The sequence below is a fragment of the Urbifossiella limnaea genome, from assembly GCF_007747215.1.
GTDB lineage: Bacteria > Planctomycetota > Planctomycetia > Gemmatales > Gemmataceae > Urbifossiella > Urbifossiella limnaea.
Genome location: NZ_CP036273.1, coordinates 5,025,649 through 5,039,016, shown reverse-complemented (window position 1 = coordinate 5,039,016; position 13,368 = coordinate 5,025,649). Strand labels below are relative to the sequence as shown.

The following is a 13,368-nucleotide window of genomic DNA, read 5'->3' as shown; positions in this document are numbered from 1 at the left end:
TTTTCGCTAACCCCCGCCACCTTCCGTGCGTTACAGTGTCCTTGACACCCGTTCTCCACGCCGTCATACCCGGCGGGTGTCCGCCGCGATGTGGAGGGTTCGTTTGTGTTTGCCACCCCGATCCTGCTCCTGACGACGCTCGCGCCCGCCGCCCCGGTCCCGGCTGCGCCGCCGCCCAACCCGGCCGGGCCGCCGGTGATGGGCGTCATGGCCGACACCACCAGTTGCGTCATCACCCAGGTGTACCCGAACCTGCCGGCCGCGCGGGCGGGCATGAAGGTCGGCGACCGCATCGTCCGCGTCGGCAGCATGGAGCCCACACACTTCAATCAGGTGTTCAGCCACGTTCAGACGTACCGCCCCGGCGCCCTGCTGGAAGTCGAGGTCGAGCGCGACGGCCGCAAACAGGTCTTCCGGCTTCGCCTGGTGCCGCGGCCCGCGGAGTTCGAGTCGCTGCGGAACGACCTCGTGCTGCCGCGCTTCCCGAACGACTGACGCCCGGGCGAGCCGCCCCACGGCGGGCGGCTCGCCACGCACTTCCGCGCCGCTAGAATTCGCCACATCCGTCCGCCGTTCTCGCGAGCAACGCCAATGGTCCGCGCCCGTCAGGCCGTCATCACCGAGCCGTTCAAGACCACCGTCCGCGAGGTGGACATCGCCGACCCGGGGCCGACCCAGATCCTCATCGCCGCGGAATACTCCGCGATCAGCGCCGGCACCGAGCTGGCCGTCTACACCGGCACCCACCAGTGGCTGAAGGACCCGAACCTGCCGGACTGGAAGTTCCCGTTCCGCTCCGGGTACTCGGCCGCCGGCCGCGTCCTGAAAGTCGGCAAGGACTTTCCCGGCGGATTGAAGGAAGGCGACCGCGTCAGCTACCCCGGCAACCACGCCTCGGCCGAACTGCTGACCGTCGGCCACGAGCGCTGCCGGGTGTGGAAGATGCCCGACGACCTGACGTTCGAGAAGGCCGCAGCCGCGGTCATCGCCCGGTACGGCCTCGGCGCGTCGGTGCGGGCCGGCCTCACGCTCGGCCGCAGCGCCGCCGTGCTCGGCCTCGGCATCATCGGCCAGTTCGCCCTCCGCTGCCTCCTCGCCGCCGGCGCGTCACCCGTCGTCGGCATCGACGCCGTGAAGATGCGACGCGACGCCGCGAAGGCGGCGGGTGCGGATCACGTCATCGACCCGTCGGCCGGCGACGCGAAGGAGCAGTTGAACGCCTTCCTGGGTACGCGCGGGGCCGAGCTGATCGCCGACGCGACGGGCGTGCCGGACGCCATCCCTGTGGCGATGTCGCTGGCCTGCGACGCCGGGCAGGTGGTGGTGGTCGGCAGTCCGCGCGGGAAGGCGAAGGAGGTGAACTTCTATGACGACCTGCACCGCCGCTACATCGAGGTGACCGGCGCGCACGGGAACATGCTGTTCGAGCCGGCGCACACGCGGCTAGCCGGTGCGTGGGACATCAACAAGGCCCAGACGTGGCTGTTGCGCCAGCTCGCCGCCGGGCGGTTGAGCCTCGCGGGGCTGGTGACGCACACTATCACGCCCGAGCAACTCGGCGACGCCTACGAGGGGCTGCTGAAGGACAAGGACAACTACCTCGGCGTGCTGATGAAGTGGGTGTGACGTGCGTGTCCTGATCGTCGGGTCCGGGATCGGCGGGTTGGCTGTGGCCCTTGCGCTGCGGCAGGTCGGCTTCGAGGTCGTCGTCTACGAGCGCGCCCCGGAGTTGCGTGAAGTCGGGGCCGGCATCAGCCTGTGGGCCAACGCACTCCGGGCGCTTGACTACCTGGGCGCCGGCGACGCCGTCCGAGCGGTGTCGCTGCCGATGCGGCAGTCCGAAATGCGCGCCTGTGACGGATTCAAGGTTCAGCTCACGCTCTCGGCCGAATACTTCGAGCAACAGTACGCCGTCCGCCCGTTCGTCGCGATGGTTCACCGGGCAGAACTCGTCGCGGTCCTTGCGGCGCGGCTCCCCTCCGGCGTCACCCGTTACGGCTTCGAGTGCGTCGGGGTCGAGCAGGACGACCGTGGCGCGACGGTGCGGTTCAAGAACGGCCACGCCGACACCGCCGATCTCGTGGTCGGGGCGGACGGGCTGAACTCGGCGGTGCGGGCCGCACTCTTCGGCCCACAGCCCCCTCGCTACGCCGGGCACACCTGCTGGCGTGGGGTCGGCCCGCGGCCTGCGGCAGTCGCGCCCGGCTACCTCGGAGAGTGGTGGGGGCGGGGTCGGCGCTTCGGCATCACCACGCTACCCGGCGACCGTGTGTACTGGTTCGCCGTTCTGAACGCGCCTACGGGCGAACACGCCGCCGACGAGCGGTCCGCGGTGCTCAACGCTTTTCGCGGGTGGGCCGCACCGGTGGAAGAGTTGGTGGACTCGACCCCGGCCGATCGGGTGATTCGGAACGACATCCTCGACCGCCCGCCGGCGAAGCCGTGGCACGTCGGCCGGGTTGGGCTCGTCGGCGACGCGGCCCACCCCACGACGCCGAACTTCGGCCAGGGCGGGTGCATGGCGATCGAGGACGCCGTGGTGCTGGCCCGGCGCGTCCGCGCGGCGGCGACGCCCGCGGCGGCGTGGGAGGGATTTACCGCCGAGCGCTTCAAGCGGACTGCGGCGATCACGAACGAGTCGTGGCGGTTCGGATCGGTCGCACAGTGGGAGAGCCCGCTGGCGTGCCGATTGCGCGACGGGGTATTCGGGCTGCTCTTCCCACTGGTCGGCAAACGCCAACTGCCGAAGCACGCGGCGTTCGACGTGGGGCCGCTCTGACGCGGCGCCCACGGTTACTTCGCAAACGCCGCTGCCACGACTGCCGTCAGCCCGAGTAGCGTGAACAACACCCCCATCACGATCCCGAAGATCGCCCGCCCCTTGCCGTGCTGGCCCGGGTTCCGCTTGAGTTGCCTCAGCGCCAGGATGCCGAGTAGCAGCGCGAACGGGGCCGGGAAGCACAGCAGCGACACCAGCCCGGCGTAGCCGGCCAAAATCGCCAGCACGTTCGTGTTCACCGGCACCACGTACTGCAACCCGTCGTCCGTCGGCGGCGGGCGGCGCCGGCGGCGCGGGCGGTCGTCGGGATTGTCGTCGTCCTCCTCGTAATCACGGCGGGGACGCCGACGCGGGGGGGCGTCGTCGTAGTCGTCGTCCGGGTCGGGCACGGGTGGGCTCCCGGTGGGAAAACGGAACCGGCCCGCGGGGTGCCCGCGGGCCGGCGCGACACTCGGGGAGTGTACGAACTCAGTCGATCTTCTTCTGCTGCTTCCCCTTGCCGAACGCCCCGCCGGCGCCACCGAACCCGCCGAACTGGCCGGCGCGGAGCTTGGCGATGTCGGCCACCGGGGTGCCGCTCAGGTCCATCCAGGCCTTCCGCTGGGAGTCGTTGAGCACGTCGGTGATGTCGGCGAGAGCGCCCTTCTCGAGCTTCTCGCGCTTCTTGGCGGCCTCGGCGGCCTTCTCCTTGTCGAACCCGCCCTTGCCGAACCCGCCGAACCCGAGTTCCTTGCTGTCCTTGGCGTACTCCTCGAGGATCCCCTTGATCTTGGTCTTCTGGGCGTCCTCGAGCTTCAGGTCGGCAGTCAGCTCATCGTTGCTGAACGCCCGCACGCCCGCGACCTGCCGCTCGACCTGCTTCAGGCGGGTCTTCTGGGCGGCGGTCAGCGTCTCGTTCACGACCTTGGCGGTCTCGGCCTGGATCTCGGCGAAGATGGTGCCGAACTTCTCCTTGTCACCGCCGGCGTCCTTGAACCGGTCCTTCATGCTGGCCAGCGACTTCTCGCTGTGGGCCTTGAGCTTGGCCTTCTGGTCCTCGGTGACCTTCAGCTCCTCCTGGAGGGCGGCGTTGGTGAGCACCTGCGCCGTCAGGCCGCCCTTGCCGCCGCCCTGCCGGCCGCCCGGCTGCTGGGCCGACACCATCACCACCATCGCGCCCGTCAGGAACGCAACCAACGGCCACCGCATGGTCCGCATGGGACACCCCCCAAGGAGAACGGAATCGCGGCGGCCCGCGGCCGCCGGTTCGCCCTCAGGGTACGCGACAAGGGTGAGGATGTGGTGAGAAATGGCAGGCTTCGCCCACCCGCCGCAACGGGTGGGCGGTGGACCGGCTTACCGCGGGGCGCCGGGCGGCGGCGGGGCCGGCGCCTGCTGCACCTGCCAGCCGGGGATCGCCTTGAACTGGAACAACTCCGGCCCGACGCCGGTCTGGTTCGTCTTGTGGTTCTTCAGCGTCCACGTCTCCTCGTCGCCGTTCGGGTGCTGGAGCCACACGACGGCCGGAAGGTACGCCGGCAACTTCGCCACGTTCGTCGGCGCCAGCAGCGCCATCCGGGCGTCCACGAACTCCTGCTTGTCGCGGGCCCGCAGCGGCTGAATCCGCAGCACCACGTAGTTCGGGTCCTTCGTCGGGTCGTCACCGACGACGGTGATCTGGAACCGCTGCTGGGCGGCAGCCGCCTTCATGCCGCCGAGGAACTCGAGCATCAGGTTGTCGGCCGCGCCGGCGGCGTTCAGCTTGAACTCGGTCACGGTCTTCTTCGGCGTGTCGAAGTGGTACACCGACTTGCCGTTGCTCAGGAACGCCTCGTAGTCGTTCTTGTCCGCCTTCCCCTGGATGGCCAGCAGGGCGAAGTTCGGCTTCATGCACAGCACGCTGCCGCTGTACGTCCGCGGCGTCGGGAACACCGAGTTCTTCTTCGTCAGCTCGAACTCGGCCCCGTAGTTCACGAGCGCCCCCATCGTCCGCTCCCACCCGTCGAGGTGCTGGGTGAGGCGCGGGTTCGGCGTGGCCGGCTGCGGCTGCAGCGGCTGGCCGGGGACCGGCTGTGCGAGGACGGTGGCGGCGGCGGTGACGAACGCGGCCAGGGTGGGGCCGAGGCGGCGCATGGGTGCGACTCCTGTACGTGGGGCTGCCCGGGAACGCCCGGCCGGCCCGGAGTTGCGCCCTTGTACCGCCCCGGCGGAAACCGGGCAACCCCGGGTGACGTTCGGGCGGCTGCACTTGGTTCCACGGAAGGGAGGGACCCCGCCCCAAGAAGCACTGAGTCAGCTGGAAGAAACTATGTTGGAACGACGCCCGGCGGTGCAGCGGGCGGAACCTCCGGCGGCGGCAGCGGTTCCGGCTTCCACCGGCTCGGCTTCGTCCGCCACAGGTACGTTTCCATCCCCACCGCCGCCGTAAGGATGCCGACGCTCACCCACTGCGACAACGTCAGACCGAGGGCGTAGGTCGGCTCCACCCGCAGCGACTCGTTCACGAACCGGTGGACGGCGTAGCACGCCATCAGAAGCACCATCAACTGCCCGTCGTGCCGGCGGAACGGGTGGTACGTCAGCAGGAAGCCGATCAGCAAGACCATGCTAACCGTCTCGTACAACTGCGTCGGGTAGAGCCCGACCGAGCGCGGCACGAACGGCGCGAGTTCCACCGTCTCGGTGCCGCGGCGGACGGCCAGCGTCAGGTCGTGCCGGCCGCGCGGCCAGTCGCGAGCGAGCTCGCCGAGCACGTCGTTCGGCACATACGTCACACCCGCCGGCGGGACGGCGAGGACGGCCTGAACGTAGTCCTCGAACTCGGCGAAGTACGCCGCCGGCGGCCGCTTGTCCGTCGCCGGCATCACCTCGCCGCGGTGCTTCGCCAGTGCCCCGGCCACGTCTTCCGCGTTCCCGCCGAGCACCTCAAGGATCACGCCGTTCGGCTGGCCGTTGACCTTCACGATGCGGTCGCCGGCCTTCAACCCCGCCTCCGCGGCGGGGGAGCCGGGCTCGACCACCAGCACGCGGGAGCGCGGGTCGGCGCCGGCGCCGCGCTCCCGCGGGTAGAGGGCGAAGCCGGTGGACGTTTGCAGGTGGTCGTCGCGAACGAGTTGGTCGCGGCAGTGGGCCGGCATCAGCGGGAAGTGCGCGCCGCCGAGCGGCACCGGGGCCACCTCCTCGACGGCGACCTGCCCCCAGCAGCAGCCGTTCAGGTAGCAGCCGACGCGGCCGATCGCCAGTCCGAGCGCCAGGATGGGGGCGACGGCGTCGGCCAGCGCCCACGTGTTGACGCGGAGGCGGCGCAGCACGAACCAGTAGAAGAGGCCGTAGGTGGCGGCGCCGCCGAGGGCCGACCCGTAGAAGACGATGCCGCCGCGCCAGATCTGGAAGAACGCGACGAACAGCGCCCACGGCGAGTGGTCGGGGAACTGGTTGCTGAACTGGTACATGTACAGCAGCCGGGCGCCGGTGAGGCCGCCGAGCACCACCCACAGGAACATGTCCTGGATTTGCGCCGCGGTCATGCCGGCGGCGCCGCCGCGGCGGACGCCCCAGTACGTGCCGAGGGTGAACGCCAGGAACAGCATGACGCCGAACCCGGCGACCGGGAGGCCGTTCGGGTCGAGGACGCCCTTGAGGACCGGGATGGTGAACAGGACTTGCTGCATGACTTCTCGGGATTGATGAACGGGGATTTGTGGTCGATGATTGACGAGCCGTGGTCCGCCGCCCGGCAATCATCAATCTTCGCTCGCAAATCATCAATACTCAGGGCACCGGCAGCCGGTCGAGCACCTGCTTCACCAGGTGGTCCGGGCGCAGGTCTTCGGCCTCGGCCTCGAACGACACCACCAGCCGGTGCCGGAGCACGTCGGGGGCCATCGCCTTCACGTCCTCCGGGGCGACGTAGTTGCGGCCGGCGAGCAGCGCGTGGGCCTTCGCCGCCCGGTGGAGCGAGATCGTCGCCCGCGGGCTGGCGCCGAGTTGAATGAGCCCGGCCAGGTCGAGGCCGTACTCGGCGGGGTGGCGGGTGGCACGGACCACGTCCAGCAGATAGCCCTTCACCTTGGCGTCCACATACACGGCATCCGCCGCCCGCCGCAACCCCTCCAGCTGCGGCGCCGACAGCACCGGCGACAGGTCCGTGGATGAATCGACGCCGCCCATGCGGTCGAGGATCGCCAGTTCGTCCGCGCGGCCGGGGTAGTCGATGAGCACCTTCAGCATGAACCGATCGACCTGCGCCTCGGGCAGCGGGTACGTGCCCTCCTGCTCGACGGGGTTCTGCGTGGCCAGCACGAAGAACGGCCGCGGCAGCTCGAGCGACGAGTCGCCGATGGTGACCTGGCGCTCGGCCATCGCTTCCAGCAGCGCGCTCTGCACCTTCGCCGGGGCGCGGTTGATCTCGTCGGCGAGCACCACGTTGGCGAACACCGGCCCCTGCTTGACGGTGAACTCGCCGGTGCGGGGGTTGTAGATTTGCGTGCCGATCACGTCGGCCGGCAGCAGGTCGGGCGTGAACTGGACGCGTTTGAACGACAGGTCGAGCGCCCGGGCGACGGTGCGGACGGCGAGCGTCTTGGCGAGCCCGGGTACGCCTTCGAGGAGGACGTGGCCGTCGGTGAGGAGGCCGATGAGGAGGCGGTCGAGGAGCCGCCGCTGGCCGATCAGAACGCCCTCGACGGCGGTGTAGAACGGCTCCAGGGCGGCCCGGAGGCGGTCGGCGTCGGTGGCCCCGTCTGTCATGGTCGCTCCGCGGCGCGTGACGAATTGTATACGGCTTCCGAGCCGGCCCCGTCAGGGGTCGGAGGCTGCGGCGCCGCGAAAGCTCCGACCCCTGACGGGGCCGGCTCGGGGTGCGGTTCAGCGCCGCAGGTTCCACTCGTCGCGCCCGTACTTCTCGGCGACCAACTCCCGCACGCGCCCGATCGGCGGGTTCGGGTACACACCGACCGGCTCCCATACGGCGATCACGTCGCGCCGCAGATCCGCGTCGGCGCGGAGAACGCACGCCAGGAAGTCGAGGTGGTCGCGGCCGACCCGGTACGCGGGCTCGCGTTCCGGCGGGCGGAGGTAGCGGGCGATGCGGTCGCGGGTGTCCGTCGACGGGCCGAGGATGCTCGCGTGGTGGAGCAGGTGCGTCCGCTTCCGCTGCTGGGCGCTGCCGGCCAGCTTCCGCCCGCCCGCCGCGAGGTCGCCGCTGCCGGCGACGACGACGTCCGACATGCCCGCGCGGACCGCCTCCCGTAACCGGCCCATGACGAGCGCCGTCGCGTCGGTGATGGTCCCGAGGCCGGGCCGGTCGGTCCGCAGTACCACCGACACACAGAGGCAGCCCGGGTCGAGGAGCACGGTGCCGCCGCCGCTGGACCGCCGCACGACCGGCACGCCGTCCGCGGCGCAGGCCTCCCGGTTCACGTCGATCGCCACCGACCCGCCGGCCCCCACGACCACCGCCGGCGTGGGCTGGGTCCACAGCCGCAGCACCTCGCCGCCGGTGCCGTCCTCGGCGGCGAGGAGCAGCGCCTCGTCGAGGGCCAGGTTCTCGGCGGCGGTCGGCAGGGTGAGGTCGAGGAGGGTCATCGGCCGTTGACGGGGCGGGGGCGGGGCGTATCCCAACCCCGTCACCCTACGCCCTCTCTCCGAAGGCCGCCACCGATGCCCGCCACGCGACTCGCGCACAACGTCTTCTTCAAGCTCAAGGACTCGACCCCGGCGAACGTGCAGGCGCTGGTGGACGCCTGCCACAAGTACCTGAACGTGCAGCCCGGCATCGTGTTCTTCGCCGCCGGCCCGTGTTGCCGGGAACTCGACCGCCCGGTGAACGACCGCGACTGGGACGTGGGCCTCCACCTCGTGTTCGACACGAAGGCGAGCCACGACGCCTACCAGGACGACGCCACGCACAACAAGTTCATCGAGGAGAACAAGCCGACGTGGGCCGGCGTGCGGGTGTTCGACTCCTACGTGTGAGATCCCCCGGCGAACGGCCGGCGTCAGCCGGCTGGTCGCTGGTACAGGCGCTTGCCACCCCCACCAGCCGGCTGACGCCGGCCGTTCGCCCGAAACACAAGCCGCACGACCATGACGCCGATCCGCCCCCAAGACCTGACCACCTTCCTCCGCCGCTACCGGCTGCCGGGCGGTCGCGTCCGCGCCGTGCGCGTCCGCTACCCGTCCGCGCAGAACGCGACGGTCGAGTTCCGGCTGGTCGTCCGCGAGGCGATCACGGAGTTGGGGAAGGAGCCGCGGACGGTGCAACTGCGGTTGCGGCTGACGGGCGTGGACGAGTTCCGCGTGCAGATGCGGCCGGGGCAGGCGCGGGTGAAGATCAACGACGCCCGCATCAGCCACATCAACGGGCTGTTCTGGCTGAACCTCGACGCGTTCGGCCTCGACCCCGGCGAGCAGCCGAAGCCGCACGACTTCCGCGCCAGTGAGACCTACGCCGCGGGGCGCGAGCTGGAGTGGGAGGAGATCGCACCGGGTGAGCGGCCCGCGTGAGCGGGCTGTTCCCGGGCGCGTCAGGTGCGCACAGCAACAGCCCGCTCGCGCGGGCCGCTCGCGGAGTTCACCGCGCCACCCCGAACTTGTAGACCGTCGTCTGCCGGTACGTCTCGCCGGGCCGCAGCACCGGGTTACTCTTGTCCTTCCACTCCGGCTTGTTCACCGAGTCGGGGAATTTCTGCGGCTCCAGGCAGAACGCCCCGTACTGCCGGTACACCGCCCCGCCGCGGCCGACGTTCGTGCCGTCGAGGAAGTTGCCCGTGTAGAACTGCAAGCCGGGCTCCGTCGAGTACACCTCCAGCGTCCGCCCCGTCTTCGGCTCCGTCACCCGCGCCGCCAGCTCCGGCCGATCGCTCGCCCCCTTGTCGAGGACGAAGTTCAGGTCGTAGCCGACCGGGTCGCCGCCGGCGGCCTTCAAGTCCTTGCCGATGGCCTTCGGCGCCGTGAAGTCGAACGGCGTCCCCGCGACGGGCGCGATCTTGCCCGTGGGGATGAGCGTGTCGTCGGCGGGGGTGTAGTTCTTCGCCATCGCCTGGAACTGATGGCCGAGGATGTCGCCGCTGTCGTGCCCGGCCAGGTTGAAGTAGCTGTGGTGCGCCAGGTTGCAGAGCGTCGGCTGGTCCGTCGTCGCCCGGTAGTCCACCACCAGCTCGTTGTTGTCCGTCAGCGTGTAGCTCATGGTGACGGAGAGGTTTCCGGGGTAGCCTTCTTCCTTGTCCGGGCTGCGGTAGGTGAACTTCACCCCGGGGCCGGTCGCGCCGAGGAACGGCTCGCCGCGCCACAGCTTCTTGTCGAACCCGGCCTTGCCGCCGTGCAGGTGGTTGGGGCCGTTGTTCGTCGCCAGCGTGTACTCCTTGCCGTCGATGCTGAACTTCCCCTTGGCGATGCGGTTGGCGCTGCGGCCGGCGTTCGACCCGAAGTACGGGTGGCCCTTCAGGTAGTCCTCCAGCTTGTCGAACCCGAGCGCCACGTCGGCCAGCTTGCCGTCCTTGTCCGGGACGCGGATCGACGTGACGATGGCGCCGTACTCGATGGCCTGCACGGTGACGCCGTTGCGGTTGACGAGCGTGAACCCGGTGACGGCCGTGCCGTCGGGCATCTTGCCGAACGGCGCCTGGTCGAAGGCCGGACCGGCCTTGGCGCCCTTCGGCTGGGCGGGGAGCGGTTGCGGCATCATGGCGACCACAGCGGCGACAGCCGCGAAGGGGAGAGCGAAGCGCATGGGGAGCCTCCGGGGGAGCAGGTGACGACACGATATGCGCCCGCGCCCCGCCGGGAAAGCTACCGCCCGCGGGGCCGAATCACGATACTAGGCACAGAACCCAACCAGAACAATGGCCACAAAAAGGCACGAAAAGACACAAAAAGTTGGACCGAGCCAAGAATCGAACCGTGTATTGTCTTGGTTCACTTTTTGTGTCTTTTCGTGCCTTTTTGTGGCCATCCTGCTTTCGGATTTCTGCCATGCCCCATGACCTGCTAGAACCGGCCGACGCCGCCGCCTACGACATCGTCACCACCACCCGCGGCCCGGCCGGGCACCTGCCGCTGACAGCGGACCTGCTCCGCCACGCCCCGAGCGGCGACCTGTTCGGGTGGACGCAGAACGTCGGCATGGGCTGGAACCCCGACCGCCTCGGCGGCAAGGAGTTCCTCATCCTGTCCACCCACGGCGGGTTGCGGGCGGAAGACGGCTCGCCCGTTGCGCTCGGCTTCCACAGCGGTCACTGGGAGGTGGGGCTGCTCGTGAAGGCGGCCGCGCAGGAGTTGGCCCGGCTCGGCTGCGTGCCGTTCGCGGGCGCCGTCACCGACCCGTGCGACGGCCGCACCCAGGGCACGCCGGGGATGTACGACAGCCTGCCGTTCCGCAACGACGCCGCGATGGTGATGCGCCGCCTGATGCGCAGCCTGCCGACGCGGGCCGGCGTGCTCGGCGTCGCCACCTGCGACAAGGGGCTGCCGGCGATGATGATGGCGCTGGCGAGCCAGCACGACTTCCCGACGATGCTCGTCCCCGGCGGCGTGATGCTGGCCGGCGAGACGGGCACCGAGGATACCGGGAAGGTGCAGACGATCGGCGCCCGCTTCGCGCACGGCGAGATCACGCTGGAGCAGGCCGCGGAAGCCGGCTGCCACGCCTGCGCGAGCCCCGGCGGCGGCTGCCAGTTCCTCGGCACCGCGGCCACGTCCCAGGTGATCGGCGAGGCGCTGGGCCTGTCGCTGCCGCACTCGGCGCTGTCGCCGTCGGGTCAGCCCATCTGGCTCGACATGGCGAAGCGGTCCGCGACGGCGCTGCTCCACCGTGCGAACCGCGGCATCCACACGAAGCACGTCCTGACGGATGGCGCGTTCCGCAACGCGCTGGCGGTGTTCGCCGCGTTCGGCGGTAGCACGAACCTGCTGCTCCACACCCCCGCCATCGCCTTCCACGCCGGCGTGACGCGGCCGACCGTCGCCGACTGGACGCACTTCGCGCGGGCCGTCCCGCGGCTGGTGGATGCACTGCCGAACGGACCGATCGGTCACCCGACGGTGCGCGTCTTCCTGGCCGGCGGCGTGCCCGAAGTCATGTTGCACCTGCGCGAACTCGGCCTGCTCGCGCTCGACGCCCTCACCGCGACCGGCGAGCCGCTCGGGGCCGTACTCGAGTGGTGGGAGAAGTCCGAGCGCCGGCAGCGCGTGCGGGCCATGCTGCGGGAGCGCGACGGCGTCGACCCCGACACGGTCATCATGTCGCTGACGCAAGCGAAGGCGCGGGGGCTGACGAGCGCCCTGACGTTCCCGTTCGGCAACCTGGCGCCGCACGGGTCGGTCATCAAGTCCACGTCGATCGACCCGTCGGTCGTGGACGCCGACGGCGTGTACCGCAAGACCGGCCCGGCGAAGGTGTTCACGACCGAAAAGGCGGCGATCGCGGCGATCAAGGGCGACGGCCCGAAGCGAGTGCAGGCCGGCGACGTGCTGGTGCTGTGCGCCCGTGGCCCGATGGGGAGCGGCATGGAGGAGACGTACCAGGTGACGAGCGCCCTGAAATTCCTCCCGTGGGGGAAGCACGTCGCAGTGCTGACGGACGCCCGCTTCAGCGGCGTGAGCACCGGGGCGTGCGTCGGCCACGTGTCGCCGGAGGCACTGGCCGGCGGCCCGATCGGCCGCCTGCGCGACGGAGACATTGTTCGCATCGTGATCGACCGCAACACGCTGGCCGGTCACATCGACCTGGTCGGCGACGCGACCGGCGAGCACGGCCCCGACTGGGGCACCGCCGAACTGGCCGTGCGCCCGCCGCGCGAGGACCTGGCCCCCGACCCGCAACTGCCCGCGGACACGCGGCTGTGGGCGCTGCTGCAGAACGCCAGCGGCGGTGTCTGGGGTGGCTGCGTGTACGACGTGGACATGATCGCGGAGCGACTGCGGTGAGATCAGAACACTGGGAACGAGTACGCAGCCCGTTGCCGTTGCTCAATCACATGCAGGATCGCGCGAGCGAGCGGAAGGCGCGGCTGCTCGGGGCGGCGCGGGTGCGGTGGGCGCTCCGGGGTGTTTCGGCCCCCGGCCGCTACGCCATCATCGATCTGGTCGAGCGTTTCGCGGACGGTGGAGCGACGGCAGAGGAACTCGAGGCGGTCTGGTCGGTTCGAGAGGACTACGTCAGATTCCTCACGTACCCCGCCCCAGCCGCTCGTTACATCCTCGGATTCGTCGGCAACGCATACCCGCTTCGCGAAGAGCGTGAGGCGACGCGTGACCTGGTCCGTGATATCTTCGGGAACCCGTTCCGACCCGTCCCGTTCGACCCGTCGTGGCGCACCGAGGCGGTCGTCGGCCTCGCACGCGGCATGTACGAGTCGCGCGACTTCGGCCCGATACCGGTGCTGGCCGACGCGCTGGAGGACGCAGGTTGCGCCGACGCCGACGTGCTCGGCCACTGCCGCGGCCCGGGGCCGCACGTCCGCGGCTGTTGGGTGGTCGATCTGGTACTCGGTAAGGAGTAGCCGAGGGAATATTCGAACGCGGTCAGCCCTCCGCCCGCGTTCACGGTCGCGGCGAGTCGGGCTGTTTCAGCCGGCCGTTCGGCGCCGGCGTCACTACAACAAATCTTT

At 70.3% G+C, this 13,368-nt stretch carries 14 protein-coding genes; 7 read left to right on the top strand and 7 right to left on the bottom strand.

Annotation, left to right across the window (positions count from 1 at the left end):
* The first annotated feature begins 105 nt into the window (after positions 1–105).
* The 3 genes from ETAA1_RS20545 (at position 106) to ETAA1_RS20535 (ending at position 2,779) form a co-directional block, all read left to right on the top strand.
* The gene (locus ETAA1_RS20545; protein ID WP_145241773.1) at positions 106–495 is read left to right on the top strand and encodes a PDZ domain-containing protein; all 390 of its coding nucleotides are present in this window, start codon (positions 106–108) and stop codon (positions 493–495) included.
* A 96-nt stretch (positions 496–591) separates the two neighbouring features.
* Positions 592–1,626 carry a zinc-dependent alcohol dehydrogenase gene (locus tag ETAA1_RS20540; RefSeq protein ID WP_145241771.1) on the top strand — a complete coding sequence of 345 codons (1,035 nt, stop codon included), beginning with the start codon at positions 592–594 and terminating at the stop codon, positions 1,624–1,626.
* A gap of 1 nt (position 1,627) precedes the next feature.
* Positions 1,628–2,779, top strand: a complete 1,152-nt coding sequence (locus ETAA1_RS20535; RefSeq protein ID WP_145241769.1) for an FAD-dependent monooxygenase — start codon at positions 1,628–1,630, stop codon at positions 2,777–2,779.
* Between the two features lie 14 nt (positions 2,780–2,793).
* Here ETAA1_RS20535 and ETAA1_RS20530 read toward each other — a convergent pair whose 3' ends face one another.
* The 6 genes from ETAA1_RS20530 to ETAA1_RS20505 all read right to left on the bottom strand — a co-directional run bounded on the left by ETAA1_RS20530 (position 2,794) and on the right by ETAA1_RS20505 (position 8,344).
* Complete coding sequence (locus ETAA1_RS20530; protein ID WP_202920293.1) at positions 2,794–3,168, bottom strand: DUF4190 domain-containing protein; 375 nt, start codon at positions 3,166–3,168, stop codon at positions 2,794–2,796.
* Positions 3,169–3,247: 79 nt separating this feature from the next.
* The gene (locus tag ETAA1_RS32230; protein ID WP_202920292.1) at positions 3,248–3,976 is read right to left on the bottom strand and encodes a hypothetical protein; all 729 of its coding nucleotides are present in this window, start codon (positions 3,974–3,976) and stop codon (positions 3,248–3,250) included.
* A 138-nt stretch (positions 3,977–4,114) separates the two neighbouring features.
* Positions 4,115–4,891: a TIGR03009 domain-containing protein gene (locus ETAA1_RS20520; protein ID WP_145241761.1), complete on the bottom strand. Its 777-nt coding sequence runs from the start codon at positions 4,889–4,891 to the stop codon at positions 4,115–4,117.
* A 173-nt stretch (positions 4,892–5,064) separates the two neighbouring features.
* Complete coding sequence (locus tag ETAA1_RS20515; protein ID WP_145241759.1) at positions 5,065–6,429, bottom strand: prolipoprotein diacylglyceryl transferase family protein; 1,365 nt, start codon at positions 6,427–6,429, stop codon at positions 5,065–5,067.
* 100 nt (positions 6,430–6,529) lie between these two features.
* Entirely contained in the window at positions 6,530–7,507 is a 978-nt protein-coding gene (locus ETAA1_RS20510) for an AAA family ATPase (RefSeq protein WP_145241757.1), read from the bottom strand.
* A gap of 117 nt (positions 7,508–7,624) precedes the next feature.
* A complete protein-coding gene (locus ETAA1_RS20505; RefSeq protein ID WP_145241755.1) occupies positions 7,625–8,344 on the bottom strand; it encodes a lipoate--protein ligase family protein in 720 nt (239 codons plus the stop codon).
* A 75-nt stretch (positions 8,345–8,419) separates the two neighbouring features.
* Here ETAA1_RS20505 and ETAA1_RS20500 point away from each other — a divergent pair, with 75 nt between their 5' ends.
* Together ETAA1_RS20500 and ETAA1_RS20495 are read left to right on the top strand one after the other, a co-directional pair.
* Entirely contained in the window at positions 8,420–8,734 is a 315-nt protein-coding gene (locus ETAA1_RS20500; RefSeq protein ID WP_145241753.1) for a Dabb family protein, read from the top strand.
* A 111-nt stretch (positions 8,735–8,845) separates the two neighbouring features.
* Positions 8,846–9,265, top strand: a complete 420-nt coding sequence (locus tag ETAA1_RS20495; protein ID WP_145241751.1) for a hypothetical protein — start codon at positions 8,846–8,848, stop codon at positions 9,263–9,265.
* A gap of 67 nt (positions 9,266–9,332) precedes the next feature.
* Here the strand turns inward: ETAA1_RS20495 and ETAA1_RS20490 are convergent, their stop codons facing one another.
* A complete protein-coding gene (locus ETAA1_RS20490; RefSeq protein ID WP_145241749.1) occupies positions 9,333–10,490 on the bottom strand; it encodes an aldose epimerase family protein in 1,158 nt (385 codons plus the stop codon).
* A 242-nt stretch (positions 10,491–10,732) separates the two neighbouring features.
* Between ETAA1_RS20490 and ETAA1_RS20485 the strand changes: the two genes are divergently transcribed.
* Entirely contained in the window at positions 10,733–12,685 is a 1,953-nt protein-coding gene (locus ETAA1_RS20485) for a YjhG/YagF family D-xylonate dehydratase (protein ID WP_145241747.1), read from the top strand.
* Between the two features lie 50 nt (positions 12,686–12,735).
* Complete coding sequence (locus tag ETAA1_RS33015; RefSeq protein ID WP_238389266.1) at positions 12,736–13,260, top strand: hypothetical protein; 525 nt, start codon at positions 12,736–12,738, stop codon at positions 13,258–13,260.
* Positions 13,261–13,368 lie beyond the last annotated feature (108 nt).